The sequence below is a fragment of the Pseudomonas sp. UBA4617 genome (assembly GCF_002386445.1).
Classification (GTDB): Bacteria; Pseudomonadota; Gammaproteobacteria; order Pseudomonadales; family Pseudomonadaceae; genus Aquipseudomonas.
Map to the genome: position 1 here is coordinate 44,625 of NZ_DGIR01000046.1, position 12,753 is coordinate 57,377.

At 60.8% G+C, this 12,753-nt stretch carries 12 protein-coding genes; 5 read left to right on the plus strand and 7 right to left on the minus strand.

From position 1 onward, the window contains the following. The first annotated feature begins 90 nt into the window (after positions 1-90). The 3 genes from zigA to B4L76_RS20345 are packed head-to-tail and all read left to right on the plus strand — an operon-like array spanning position 91 to position 2,930. Entirely contained in the window at positions 91-1,299 is a 1,209-nt protein-coding gene (zigA, locus tag B4L76_RS20335) for a zinc metallochaperone GTPase ZigA (RefSeq protein ID WP_296234952.1), read from the plus strand. Further along, complete coding sequence (locus B4L76_RS20340) at positions 1,296-1,922, plus strand: DUF1826 domain-containing protein (protein ID WP_296234953.1); 627 nt, start codon at positions 1,296-1,298, stop codon at positions 1,920-1,922. The genes zigA and B4L76_RS20340 overlap by 4 nt, the downstream gene beginning before the upstream one ends. Positions 1,923-1,961: 39 nt before the next feature. Next, complete coding sequence (locus B4L76_RS20345) at positions 1,962-2,930, plus strand: CobW family GTP-binding protein (RefSeq protein WP_296234954.1); 969 nt, start codon at positions 1,962-1,964, stop codon at positions 2,928-2,930. Here the strand turns inward: B4L76_RS20345 and B4L76_RS20350 are convergent, their stop codons facing one another. Beyond that, positions 2,931-3,323, minus strand: coding sequence for a DUF3301 domain-containing protein (locus B4L76_RS20350; RefSeq protein WP_296234955.1), 393 nt, complete (start codon positions 3,321-3,323; stop codon positions 2,931-2,933). A 121-nt stretch (positions 3,324-3,444) separates the two neighbouring features. Between B4L76_RS20350 and pdxY the strand changes: the two genes are divergently transcribed. Next, positions 3,445-4,317 carry a pyridoxal kinase PdxY gene (gene pdxY / locus B4L76_RS20355; protein WP_296234956.1) on the plus strand — a complete coding sequence of 291 codons (873 nt, stop codon included), beginning with the start codon at positions 3,445-3,447 and terminating at the stop codon, positions 4,315-4,317. On the opposite strand, the gene B4L76_RS20360 is transcribed toward pdxY, so the two are convergent. Next, on the minus strand, positions 4,314-4,799 hold the full coding sequence (locus B4L76_RS20360) for an acyl-CoA thioesterase (protein ID WP_009683536.1): 486 nt from the start codon (positions 4,797-4,799) through the stop codon (positions 4,314-4,316). The genes pdxY and B4L76_RS20360 overlap by 4 nt on opposite strands. A 271-nt stretch (positions 4,800-5,070) precedes the next feature. Here B4L76_RS20360 and B4L76_RS20365 point away from each other — a divergent pair, with 271 nt between their 5' ends. Next, positions 5,071-6,831, plus strand: a complete 1,761-nt coding sequence (locus B4L76_RS20365; protein ID WP_296234957.1) for a cation:proton antiporter — start codon at positions 5,071-5,073, stop codon at positions 6,829-6,831. Between the two features lie 137 nt (positions 6,832-6,968). Here the strand turns inward: B4L76_RS20365 and B4L76_RS20370 are convergent, their stop codons facing one another. The 5 genes from B4L76_RS20370 to zwf form a co-directional block, all read right to left on the minus strand. Further along, on the minus strand, positions 6,969-7,376 hold the full coding sequence (locus tag B4L76_RS20370; protein WP_296234958.1) for an SMI1/KNR4 family protein: 408 nt from the start codon (positions 7,374-7,376) through the stop codon (positions 6,969-6,971). Between the two features lie 112 nt (positions 7,377-7,488). Then, positions 7,489-8,352, minus strand: coding sequence for a Tim44 domain-containing protein (locus B4L76_RS20375; RefSeq protein ID WP_296234959.1), 864 nt, complete (start codon positions 8,350-8,352; stop codon positions 7,489-7,491). A gap of 147 nt (positions 8,353-8,499) precedes the next feature. Further along, on the minus strand, positions 8,500-10,686 hold the full coding sequence (gene uvrD / locus B4L76_RS20380; RefSeq protein ID WP_296234960.1) for a DNA helicase II: 2,187 nt from the start codon (positions 10,684-10,686) through the stop codon (positions 8,500-8,502). 130 nt (positions 10,687-10,816) lie between these two features. Continuing rightward, positions 10,817-11,131, minus strand: a complete 315-nt coding sequence (locus tag B4L76_RS20385) for a hypothetical protein (RefSeq protein WP_296234961.1) — start codon at positions 11,129-11,131, stop codon at positions 10,817-10,819. 80 nt (positions 11,132-11,211) lie between these two features. Next, positions 11,212-12,654 (minus strand): glucose-6-phosphate dehydrogenase, encoded by a 1,443-nt coding sequence (zwf, locus tag B4L76_RS20390; protein WP_296234962.1) that lies wholly within the window; start codon positions 12,652-12,654, stop codon positions 11,212-11,214. Positions 12,655-12,753 lie beyond the last annotated feature (99 nt).

A 12,753-nucleotide genomic window follows, 5' to 3' on the forward strand; every position in this document is an offset into this window, starting at 1 on the left:
GTCGAGAACGGCTTGGCGAAATTGTATTGTTACTTTATAACATTGTGCAATGCATCGTTTTGAATGCGCTTCGCCTGAAGAGGTTTTGCCATGTTCAATCGTCTCCCTGTTACCGTGCTGTCCGGCTTCCTTGGCGCCGGCAAGAGCACATTGCTCAACCATGTGCTGCGCAACCGCGATAACCTGCGGGTCGCGGTCATTGTCAATGACATGAGCGAAATCAACATCGACGCCAGCGAGGTACAGCGCAATGTCAGCCTCAACCGTGCTGAAGAAAAGCTGGTGGAGATGAGCAATGGCTGTATCTGCTGTACGTTGCGTGAAGACTTGCTCGAGGAAGTGGCACGGCTGGCTGAAGAAGGTCGGTTCGACTACTTGCTGATCGAATCCACTGGGATCTCCGAGCCGCTGCCAGTGGCCGAGACCTTTACCTTTCGCGACGAACAGGGCCGCAGCCTTTCCGACATGGCGCGGCTGGACACCATGGTCACTGTGGTCGATGGGCTGAACTTCATGCGTGATTACCAGGCAGCCGACAGCCTGGCCAGCCGCGGCGAAACCCTGGGTGATGAAGACGAGCGTTCGATCAGCGATCTGCTGATCGAGCAGGTCGAGTTCGCCGATGTGTTGTTGCTGAGCAAGATCGACCTGATCAGCCAGCACCAGCGCGAAGAGCTCATGGCCATCCTGCGTAGCCTTAACGCGCGTGCGCAGATCATACCGATGGTCATGGGCGAGGTCCCGCTGGCGCGTATCCTCGATACCGGCCTGTTCGACTTCGACCAGGCCGCCCAGGCTCCTGGCTGGTTGCAGGAACTACGCGGTGAACATGTCCCTGAAACTGAAGAGTACGGTATCGCGGCCACCACCTGGCAGGCTCGGCGGCCGCTTCATCCACAGCGCTTTTTCGATTTTATCCACACGCCCTGGAGTAATGGCCGGCTGCTACGTTCAAAAGGCTTTTTCTGGTTGGCCAGCAAGTTCCAGGAGGCCGGGAGCTGGTCGCAGGCGGGTGGCATGATGCGACATGGCCTGGCCGGCCGCTGGTGGCGCTTCGTTCCGCGCGAGCATTGGCCGCAGGATGCGGATAACACCGCTGCTATCCTTGAACACTGGACTGCCGACAGCGGTGACTGCCGCCAGGAGCTGGTGTTCATCGGGCAGAATATCGATTTCGCGGAATTATCCACAGCACTCGATGCATGCCTGTTGACCGACGAGGAGATGGCACTGGGTCCCATGGGCTGGTTGCGCCTGCCTGATCCGTTCGGACCCTGGCAGGAGGAGGTCGCAGCGTGATCGCCGTACGCAAATCTGTGGATATCTTTCAGGCATTTGGTGACACACCACAGGTGCTGACCGACGTGCTGCATGATGGTGTCAACCTGGCTGTATGGCGTCGACGCTTGCCTGCGCAACTGGAGGACTTTGCCGCTCTGGCCGTCAGCCTTGGCCGGCCTCTGGCAGACCAACGCGTAATAGACGTCGACGAGCGGCACAGGCCGGTATTGACCGAGCTGTTGCGGGAAACAGCGGATCTGCACGGCTATGAAGCATTCGTTGCCGATGTGACCTGGCTGGTCGCGGCCTATACCTGCCTGGTTGGCGCACGGCGGGTCGGATTGCGTTTACGGATACTGGCAGAGCCCATGTGCCCACGCTTCCATGTGGATAACGTGCCGCTGCGCTTGCTTACCACTTACGCTGGGCCGGGTACCGAATGGTTGCCCCTGCAGGCGAGTAAGGGCGTGGATTTACGCACAGCCCAGCCTCCTGTGGATAACATCCAGCATCTGCAAGCAGGCGACGTAGCGCTGCTCAAGGGCGAGAAGTGGCAGGGCAACGAAGGCGCTGGCTTGATGCATCGTTCGCCGCCGGGGCAGCAGGGGCGGCTGCTGCTCAGCCTTGACTGGCTGGCCTGACGGCGCATAGTGAGGCATCACCATCGCCTGAAGTCCCCCATGCTGCAGAATATTCCTACCCATGTGATTGCCGGCCCGCTCGGTGCGGGCAAGACCACCCTGATCCGCCATCTGTTGGCCCAGCGCCCGGCTCATGAGCGCTGGGCAGTGCTGATCAACGAGTTCGGCCTGGTTGGTCTTGATGCGGCCTTGCTCAACCGTGACGAGGACGGGGTCGCCATTGGCGAGGTCGCAGGTGGCTGTCTGTGCTGCGTCAATGGCATGCCGTTTCAGGTCGGCTTGGGCCGGCTGCTGCGCAAGTCCCGGCCTGACCGGCTGTTCATAGAGCCATCCGGGCTGGGTCATCCACTGCAGCTGCTTGTTCAGTTGCAACAGGCTCCATGGGCTGGGGTGCTCGCAGTACAGCCGTTGTTGATGGTCGTGGATGCACAGGCGATGGCTCGCAACGAGCGGCTGCCGGGTGCTCAACAGCAGGCGCTCGATGCTTCGAAGCATGTTGTTTTCAACAAGGCCGAGTCGGTGGATGAGGGTAACAAGGCATCTATCACCAACAGGTTTTCTGAAAAGAACGTGTTCTGGACCATCGATGGAAAGTTGCCAGTGTCCGACCTTCCGATGGTAGCCGGCGCCAAGGCCGCCTCTGCGCTTGTGGATAATCGCATGCTCGACACTGTTGCTGTTCCCCCGGCTCTTTGGGCAGCTCCGAACCAACCGATCTGCCTCGCCCAGCAGGGCGAGGGAGGCTGGAGCATCGGCTGGCGCTGGCATCCCGACCAACAGTTTTATCCACAACGCCTGCTGGCGTTCCTGCGAGCTTGGCCATGGCGGCGTGCGAAAGGCGTTATCCACAGTGTGGAAGGCTGGCAATCATTCAATGCCCTCGACGGCGACATGCCCATCTGGCAGCCCAGCGATTGGCGCCGGGATACCCGCATCGAGCTGATTTTCGACCAGCCACAGTCGCAATCCGCGTTGCAAGCCGGTTTAAGCGAATGCCGCGTTAGCTGATCAGTTGCGCCAACGGTTGTGCTCCTGACGCCATTGCTGCATCTCGATGACGTTGTCGGCGCGTGGCGGGGTCTTGATTTCGAACGGGTAGGGCGCCAGTTCGATCTGCACGCTGTGGGCGCCGAACTGGGTTATGGTACCGGGATGACGTTGCTCGCCGGTAACCGTGAACTCGAAGGCATAGACACGCGCCAGGCGTTTGCGGCCATTGGCATCCCGAACAAGGGTGATGCGCTTGAGCGCGACGGCATCGTCGAGCAACTCGAGGTCGAGCTTGGCGCAGTGCTGTTTGACCCGCTCCAGGGCTTTTTCACGCAAACCGTGGTTGTGCCACAGCCAGGCGCCTGCCGTAGCTACCAGCATCAGGACGAAGAGGTTTTCCAGGGTCAACATTTACATCTGCTCCAAACAGGTCGATCCAGCTTAACTGCGTCCCTGGCCTGTCGTACAGGTGGCAATCGAGTCCATACTGCGCTGCGCACAATTCCTTGAAACAGCTTTGGAAATCTTCCGCATGAAACGTACCCCACACCTGCTCGCCACCCAGTCCCACGTGGTATTCGGCCACGCCGGAAACAGCGCGGCGGTGTTTCCCATGCAGCGTATCGGGGTCAATGTCTGGCCGCTCAATACGGTGCAATTTTCCAATCACACACAGTATGGCCAGTGGGCAGGTGAAGTGCTTGCTCCGGCGCAAATTCCTGCGTTGGTGGAAGGCATTTCCAACATTGGCGAGCTGGGCCACTGCGATGCGGTGCTGTCAGGGTATCTGGGCAGTGCCGAGCAAGGCCGGGCGATTCTGGCTGGTGTCGCGCGGATCAAGGCGGTGAACCCAAAGGCTCTGTACTTGTGCGACCCGGTCATGGGGCACCCGGAAAAGGGCTGTATCGTGCCGGCGGAAGTCAGCGAGTTCCTGCTCGCCGAGGCGGTCGCCACAGCTGACATACTGTGCCCCAACCAGCTGGAACTGGACAGTTTCTGCGGGCACCGTGCGCAGTCACTGGATGACTGTCTGCGCATGGCGCGCAGCCTGCTGCAGCGCGGGCCGCAGGTGGTGCTGGTCAAGCACCTGGCCTACCCCGGGCGTGCCGAGGATCAGTTCGAAATGCTGCTGGTGACTGCCGAGCACAGTTGGCACCTGCGCCGCCCGCTGTTGGCGTTCCCGCGGCAGCCGGTGGGCGTCGGGGACCTGACATCAGGCCTGTTCCTGGCACGCGTGCTGCTCGGTGACAGTTGGGTACAGGCGTTCGAATACACCGCTGCCGCCGTGCACGAAGTGCTGCTGGAAACCCAGGCCTGCGCCAGCTACGAATTGCAGCTGGTGCGGGCCCAGGACCGCATCGCGCACCCACGGGTGCGCTTCGAGGCACAGCCGCTGGCGCTTTAGATGGCGTCGGTTTTCAGGTCCTGATAGCGCTTTTCCAGTTCCTGGCGGATCTGCCGGCGTTGCTGGCCCTGCAGGAAGCGACGCTTTTCCTCGCTGCTCTGCGGCTGGCGGGGTGGCACCGGTACCGGGCGACGGTTGTCGTCGACTGCGACCATGGTGAAGAAGCAGCTGTTGGAATGGCGCACCGAGCGTTCGCGGATATTCTCGGTGACCACCTTGATGCCCACCTCCATCGAGGTGTTGCCGGTGTAGTTGACCGACGCCAGGAAGGTCACCAGTTCCCCCACGTGTACCGGCTCGCGGAAAATCACCTGGTCGACCGAGAGGGTAACCACATAGCTGCCGGCATAGCGGCTTGCGCACGCGTAGGCCACTTCGTCGAGGTACTTGAGCAGGGTGCCGCCATGTACGTTGCCAGAAAAGTTGGCCATATCCGGGGTCATCAGGACGGTCATGCTCAGCTGGGCGTTTCCAGGTTCCATAGTGTGCTCACGGTGAGGTTGCGCTGAATCGGGCGAATGGGGTCGTTGGGGATGATCATCTGAAGACACTTCTGTTTCCCCTCTTGGAATTGACCTTCCTGATACGGGACGTTGGCTGACGTTCCATCGTCACGCTGATCATGCCACTGGCGGCGCCTTTCCTGCCGATCTGTTTCTTCATATTGCATCGCCTTTTTGCGGCAGGGTGCGATGTTAACCTGACGAAGCCCATGCAACATGGGGAAAAACAGACGAGAAGAAGGATCGCGCCATGCATGCCATCAGCTTCATCCAGGACCTGGCTGTGATCATGCTGGTCGCTGGCATGGTCACCATTCTTTTTCATCGATTCAGGCAACCCGTCGTGCTGGGCTATATCGTCGCCGGCTTCATCATTGGCCCGCACACGCCGCCGTTTGGCCTGATACACGATGAAGACACCATCAAGACGCTTGCCGAACTGGGTGTGATCTTCCTGATGTTCTGCCTGGGGCTGGAATTCAGTTTGCGCAAGCTGTTCAAGGTCGGTGCCACTGCCTTCATCGCGGCGTTTCTGGAAATCGTGCTGATGATCTGGATCGGTTTCGAGATTGGCCGCTGGTTTGGCTGGACCACCATGGACTCGTTGTTCCTCGGTGCCATTTTGGCGATTTCTTCGACCACCATCATCGTCAAGGCACTGAACGACCTGAAGATGAAGAACGAGCGCTTCGCCCAGCTAATCTTCGGTGTACTGATCGTCGAGGATATTCTCGGCATCGGCATCATTGCCCTGCTGTCCGGTATCGCCGTCAGCGGTACGGTCAGTTCGGGCGAGGTTTTCTCCACCGTTGGCAAGCTGTCGCTGTTCATGATCGTCGCGCTGGTCATCGGCATCCTGTTGGTGCCGCGGCTGCTGGCCTATGTGGCCAGGTTCGAGAGCGACGAGATGTTGCTTATTACCGTGCTAGGCCTGTGCTTCGGCTTCTGTCTGCTGGTGGTGAAGCTCGAATACAGCATGGTGCTGGGCGCCTTCCTGATTGGCGCGATAATGGCGGAGTCGCGCCAGTTGCTGAAGATCGAGCGCTTGATCGAACCGGTGCGCGACCTGTTCAGCGCCATTTTCTTCGTCGCCATCGGCCTGATGATCGACCCCCAGGTGCTCGTGGACTACGCATGGCCGATCGTGGTGATTACCCTGGCGGTGGTCCTGGGCAAGATGCTGTCGTGTGGCATGGGCGCATTCATCGCCGGAAATGACGGGCGCACGTCACTGCGGGTCGGCATGGGGCTTTCGCAGATTGGCGAATTTTCCTTCATCATCGCCGCACTTGGCATGACATTGCAGGTGACCAGCGACTTCCTCTACCCGGTGGCTGTGGCTGTATCGGCAATTACCACGCTGTTGACACCGTACCTGATCCGCGCGGCCGACCCGCTGTCGCACAAGCTCGGCAAGGCCGTGCCCAGCCGACTGGCGCGGGTGCTGTCGTTGTACGGCGAATGGTTGCGCAGCATCCAGCCCCAGGGGGAAGGCGCCATGCTGGCGGCAATGATCCGGCGCATCCTGTTGCAGGTGGCGGTCAACCTGGCGCTGGTGATCGCGATATTTTTCAGTGGTGGCTATTTCGCTGGGCATATCGGTGACTGGCTCAGTGAGTGGGTCAGCGATGCCAGCCAGCAGAAGGCATTGATCTGGGGCGCAGCCTTGCTGCTGTCGCTGCCGTTCCTGATTGCTGCCTATCGCAAGCTCAAAGCGCTATCGATGGTGCTGGCGGAGATGAGTGTAAAACCAGAGATGGCCGGGCGGCATACCCAGCGCGTGCGCCGTGTGGTTGCCGAGGTGATTCCGCTGCTGTCGCTGCTGGTTATCTTCCTGCTGTTGTCAGCGCTGTCGGCAAGCATTCTGCCGACCAGCGAACTGCTGCTGGTAATTGCCGTAGTGGCGGCGTCAGTGGTGGCGTTGCTGTGGCGATGGTTTATCCGGGTGCACACCCGGATGCAGATTGCCTTGCTGGAGACGCTGGAGAATAGCCACGAGAATTCGCATTGAACCGGCAACGCTTTCTGCGCCAGATTTCACCGTCGTCCGAGGGGATGGAGCGGTAGCGATGTCGCCAGGCGCAGGAAGCCTGGCGATGTTAACTGCATTAATGGCACTGGGCTACTAATTTGCCGAAGCGCTGGTGGTCAGCTTTCCAGCCAGACATCCCGCGCCCAGTGCCACACCGACTCCCAGCTGTCCTCGCCGACCATCTCCTCTTCTGCGTCCCACAGCACCACGGTGCCGTCTTCTTCGACGCAGTAGTAATTATCGCCGTCCTGGCACAGTGGGATAAGGTCGCGTGGCACGCCGGCATCCCAGGCATTGGCGGCAACATCCGGCAGGTAGGTATGCGACTGCGGGTCGGTGACGGTCACCGGCTCCAGCGAGCCGTACACCACATCGCTGACGGTCAGCAGAAACTCCTTGAACACGAACGGAATGTTGATGAACAGCTCTTCTTCGATTTCGACCAGCAGGTCCTCGTCGGGAAGCTCAAGTGGCACCGGCACTGGCTCATTGGCTTCACGGAGTTGTTCGATCACTTCTTCCACGGTTCACTTCCTCTGACCTAGATGACAACGCTGCGCGTTATACCCTAGTAGCCCAGTCTGGCAAAAGCAAAAACCCCGGGGAAGCCCGGGGTTTTGGTACAGCATGCAGCAGTTAGCCGTTTTGACGGATACCGGCCACCAGCCAAGGCTGGTTTTCGCCCTGGGCGCGGACCATGTGCCAGCTTTCGCTGAACACCTCGCCCTGGTCGAAGCGCGAGGTCTTCGACACGCCACGGAAGGTCAAGGTAGCGTCGGTGCGGTCGGCACGGTCGTCGACGCCGTCCAGTTGCACATCGAGGTTTTCGATGTAGGTGGACTGGAAACCGTCACCCAGGTCAGCCCGCTCGCGCTTGAGGAATTCGAGCATTTGCGGGGTAACGAACTCGGCGATCTTGTCCATTTCGTTGGCGTCCCAGTGTTGCTGCAGCGCCTGGAAGTGGTTGCGGGCGGCGGCCAGGAAGCTTTGCTCGTTGAACCACGCCGGAGCGTTGATGACCGGCGCAGCTGCGGCTGCAGGTGCGGCCGAACCACCGAAGATCGAAGGCTGGGCAGGTTGGGCGTGGACCTCACGCTGCATTGGTGCGTGGCCTGGCATGGCCATTTGCGGCTGCTGTTGACGGCGGCGCGCGGCGATGAAGCGGAATACCAGGAAGGCGATGAGCGCCACGATCAGGAAGTCCAGGATCTGGAAACCTTCGAAACCGTCGCCCATGAACATGGAGGCCAGCAGACCACCGGCGGCGAGGCCGGCCAGTGGGCCCAGCCAGCGCGAAGCACCGCTGGCGGCCGGTGCGGCGCGGCCAGGTGCGGTCGGCGCGGCAGCAGGCGCAGTTGGCGTGGTTGGCGTGGCTTGACGGGTCTGGTGGATAGGCGCGGAGCCCGAGCTCTTGCCGCCGCCGAAACGCTTGGCGTTGGCATCCAGGCTCAGCGTCAGGCCGACGCAGAGCGCCAGAGCGATGCTAAGAAAACGTTGCATAAATGGGATATCCCCTGTTGTGGATTGCACGCGCGTCATGGTGCACAGGTTCCCGAGCACATGACCAGCGACATAATGTTTCTAGCTTTTGCCTGACTATTACCAAGCTGGCAGCGCTGGCCGCTCCTACAAGGGCCGGCGCAGGTTTCAGATGGCTTCGAGCTTGGCATAGCCCAGCATCAGCCACTTGCTGCCTTCGGCGAAATTCACCTGCACCCGTGCCTGTGCGCCGGAGCCTTCGAAATTCAGGATCACGCCTTCGCCAAACACCGCATGCTGCACGCGTTGGCCCAGGTTGAATGTTGTCTGCGGGATGCTGGCATTGGCGAACAGGTTGCTGTTGGTAGTAGCCTTGGCCCCGCCGAACGGGCGGCTGACACTGTTGGACAGGCGCACTTCCTGAACCAGACCCGTCGGAATTTCACGTACGAATCGTGACACCTTGTTGTAGGTTTCGCTGCCATACAGCCGGCGCGTTTCGGCATAGGTCATGACCAGCTGGCGCATGGCACGGGTGATGCCGACGTAGGCCAGGCGGCGTTCCTCTTCCAGACGGCCGGGCTCTTCCAGGCTCATCTTGTGCGGGAACAGGCCTTCTTCCATGCCCACCAGGAATACATAGGGGAACTCCAGGCCCTTGGCGCTGTGCAAGGTCATCAGCTGGATGCTGTCTTCGTGCTCGTCGGCCTGGGCATCGCCAGCCTCGAGCGAGGCGTGGCCGAGGAATGCAGACAATGGCGAGAGGTCGGCGTCTTCTTCGGTGGACTCGAAGTTGCGCGCCGCGCTGACCAGTTCTTCAAGGTTTTCTACCCGTGCCTGGCCCTTCTCACCTTTTTCCTCCTGGTGGTAGATGATCAGCCCGGACTGCTCGATGGTGGTCTGGGTCATGGTATGCAGCGGCATGTCCACAACCTTGGCCGCCAACCCCTCGATCAACTCGATGAACGCACCCAGGGCACTGGCCGCGCGGCCTTTCAGCGCCTTCGCTGCCAGCAGTTGGCACATGGCCTCCCACATCGACAGCTGGGCGTGGCGGGCATGCTCGCGGATGGCTTCGACGGTTTTCTCGCCAATCCCGCGTGGCGGTACATTGATCACCCGTTCAAGGGCGGCATCGTTGCCACGGCCTTCGATCAGGCGCAGGTAGGCCATGGCGTTCTTGATCTCGGCGCGCTCGAAGAAGCGTTGGCCACCGTAGATGCGGTAGGGGATACGCTCGCGCAGCAAGGCTTCTTCCAGCACCCGCGACTGGGCGTTGGAGCGGTACAGAATGGCAATTTCGTTGCGCGCATTGCCCTGCTTGACCAGGCTCTCGATGGTTTCCACCACGTAGCGCGCCTCGTCGTGCTCGTTGTAGGCCGCGTACAGGGTCAGCGGTTCGCCTTCGCCCATGTCGGTCCACAGTTCCTTGCCCAGGCGCCCGCTGTTGTTGGCAATCAGCGCGTTGGCGGCCTTGAGGATGCCGCCGGTGGAGCGGTAGTTCTGCTCCAGGCGGATCATTTCGGCGTCAGGGAAGTCGGCAGTGTATTGATGAATGTTCTCGATCTTGGCCCCGCGCCAGCCGTAGATCGACTGGTCGTCATCGCCGACTGCCATCAGGCTGTCACCACCGCGCGCCAACAGGCGCAGCCAGGCATACTGCACGGCGTTGGTGTCCTGGAACTCATCCACCAGCACGTGGCGGAAGCGCCGCTGGTAATGTTCCAGCAGGCCAGGGTGGTCACGCCACAGGTCCAGGGCGCGCAGCAGCAGCTCGGAGAAGTCGATGACCCCGGCGCGCTCGCAGGCCAGTTCGTAGGCGCTGTAGACGTCGCGCATGGTCGACAGGAACAGGTCGCCGCCGGCCTGGATATGCTGTGGTCGAAGACCCTCGTCCTTCTGCCCGTTGATAAACCACTGGGCCTGGCGTGCCGGCCATTTCTGTTCATCCAGACCCAGCTCGCGCATCACTCGCTTGATCAGGCGCTGCTGGTCGTCGCTGTCGAGGATCTGGAAATTCTGTACCAGCCGCGCCTCCTGCCAATGTGCCCGCAACAGGCGGTGGGCCAGGCCGTGGAAGGTGCCGACCCACATGCCTGCCGGGTTGATCCCCAGCAGTTGCTCGATCCGCTGGCGCATTTCCGCCGCAGCCTTGTTGGTGAAGGTCACCGACAGGATCGAGTGCGGCGATGCCTGCTCCACCTGGATCAGCCAGGCGATGCGGTGCACCAGCACGCGGGTTTTACCGGAACCGGCGCCGGCAAGCACCAGTTGACGCCCGAGCGTGGCCGCTACGGCCTGGCGTTGGGCATCGTTGAGGGAATTCAGCAGGAGGGAGAGGTCGTCTGTGTGCATCGGGCCATTCTAGGGCGCGGCACGGGAACGGGCAAACCTCTACTGTATAAATATTCACCTTGCCAGCGGCCGTTCATCGACCTGATGGCAGGCGCCAGGCCGCCACTCGGGCGGCGCGCTCAACCAGGGTTCAGTCGTTCATCTCAAGGGTGCGTATTTCACAGCGCTGCTGGGAACCGGCGTGAGTGATTTCCAGCATTTTCCAGCGGGTGCCACCCGCGCGTTCGAACGTCACGGTTTTTTCTGTCAGCACTTGCGGGGCAATCGCGCCGCTGTCCAGCAGCTGAAGCTCCAGCACCTCCCAGCCACCCCGGTGGCGTATCCTGGGTTCGACCAGCACCGGCTCGATAGCCGGGGAGGCGACCATAACGGTGCCATGGACGCTGAAGACCTGCTCGCCGTTGACGGTGTCATTGATTGCGACGAGGTTGGCGATATTGGACATTGTCTGCTCCTGTAGTGGGTTGAAAGTAGCGTCGGCGCCACTGTCATCCCTTCCTTTCTCCACAGGAGCCGGGCAAGGCTTCAGCTATGCCAATGCCTGCCCTGCCTGGCAAGCAGGCTGTTGGCCTGCTCCGGCCCGTTAGTGCCTGCCGGGTACGGTCGCGGCGCCTGGAAGTGTTCTTCGCAACCCTTGATGATCGGGTCGATCCACGCCCAGGCCGCTTCCACTTCGTCGCGGCGCATGAACAGTGTCGAGTCGCCCTCCAGCACATCCAGCAGCAGGCGCTCGTAGGCCTCCCAGCGGCGGGTCTGGCTGAATACCTGGGCCAGGTTCAGATCCAGGTCCACAGGTTCCAGGCGCATGCCCTTGCCGGGGCTCTTGGTCATCATGCGCAGGCTGATGCGTTCGTCCGGTTGCAACTGGATCAGCAACTGGTTGACCTGGCCACCCATGAACAGCTCGTGTGGCACTGGCTTGAACTGGATCACGATCTGCGACGAGCGTCGTGCCATGCGTTTGCCGGTGCGCAGGTAGAAGGGCACACCTGCCCAACGCCAATTGTCGATGTGCGCCTCGATAGCGACAAAGGTTTCGGTATCGCTGTCGTTGTCGACATCCTTTTCGAAATAATAGGCCGGTACTTCCTGGCCGCCGATGCGCCCGGCGCCATATTGGCCGCGTACGGTCTTGTCTTGCACGTCCTGGCCGGTGATGGGCTTGAGAGCGCGAAGGATCTTCACCTTTTCGTCACGCACCGCTTCAGCCTCGAACTGCGCGGGTGGCTCCATGGCCACCAGACACAGCAACTGCAGCAGATGGTTCTGCAACATGTCGCGGATCGCTCCGGCGCGGTCATAGTAGGCACCGCGGTTCTCTACCCCCAAGGTCTCGCAAACGCTGATCTGCACGTGGTCGACCTGGCTATTGCGCCACACGGGTTCCAGCAGTGCATTGGCAAAGCGCAAGGCCATCAGGTTCTGCACGGTTTCCTTGCCCAGGTAATGATCGATGCGAAATACCTGGTTTTCCTCCAGCACCGCGCCAATTGCTTCGTTGATGGCGGTGGCTGATTGCAGCGAGTGGCCGATGGGCTTTTCCAGCACGATGCGTGCTTCGGTGTCGACCAGGCCTGCGTTACGCAGGTGATTGGCGATGGGCACGAACAGGTTGGGAGCAGTGGCCAGGTAGAAAATCCGCGTCAAGCCGCCGGGCTCACCCAGGTAGCGCGCCAGGCGGCCGAAATCGGCGCTTTGCGAAGCGTCCATGGGAAAATAGTCGACCCGCGCGGAAAACCGTCGCCAGACATCTTCATCGAAGTCGTTGCGGGCAATCTGTGCCCGGCAATGACGCTCGACGAGCTTGAGATATTCGTTACGTGGCAAATTGCGTCGCGCCAGCGCGATGATCCGCACGGCATTGTTCAGACGGGCCTCGCGAAACAGGTGGTAGAGCGCCGGAAGCAATTTGTGCAGGGCCAGATCGCCAGTGCCGCCGAAAACCAGAATGTCGCAAGGAATAGTCAAACCACCACTCTCCACGTTCGTTTAACTGGGCGGGTTGGCGTCCATGTAGTATAACTACAAGAAAGCTACAACCCGGCCAGCCGATCATAACCGAGTCCA